The sequence below is a fragment of the Bacillus pseudomycoides DSM 12442 genome (genome assembly GCF_000161455.1).
In the GTDB taxonomy this organism is placed as follows: Bacteria; Bacillota; Bacilli; order Bacillales; family Bacillaceae_G; genus Bacillus_A; species Bacillus_A pseudomycoides.
In genome coordinates, this window is record NZ_CM000745.1 from 4,936,674 (window position 1) to 4,937,224 (window position 551).

Genomic DNA, 551 nt, shown 5'->3' on the forward strand with positions numbered 1-551 from the left:
CCCATTCACTGAATGGATTGTTCCAGTAGGTAACGATAATATTCGTCCTCAAAACTACATGAGTCCAAAGTATATTACAATTCATGAGACTGATAATACAAGTGTAGGAGCAGGTGCTAGAAACCACGCTCAATATCTATATAACCAAGCAGTAGGGAACACAGACCGAACTGCATCATGGCACTTTACAGTAGACGATAAAGAGATTTATCAACACTTACCATTAAACGAGAACGGGTGGCACGCAGGAGACGGTGATGGTCCAGGTAATAGACAATCTATTGCAATTGAAATCGCAGTTAACAGAGACGGTAACTACAGTAAAGCAGTAAATAACGCTAAGAAACTTGTAGCTTATTTAATGAAAGAAACGGGTGTACCGTTAAATAATATCGTAAAACACCAAAGATGGAGTGGTAAAAACTGTCCTGCTAACATGATTAATAATGGACTATGGGATTCATTCGTAAATGGTGTTGAGGGGTATTATAATAACCTTTCTCAACCAACAGACGACATTATAACAGGCTGGCAACAAATTGATGGCAAGT

The 551-nt window shown here is 38.7% G+C and carries 1 protein-coding gene; it reads left to right on the plus strand.

What is annotated here, in order from left to right; translation table 11 throughout:
- A partial coding sequence (locus BPMYX0001_RS25080; protein ID WP_208858010.1) for a peptidoglycan recognition protein family protein occupies positions 1 to 551 on the plus strand: 551 nt, incomplete at both ends.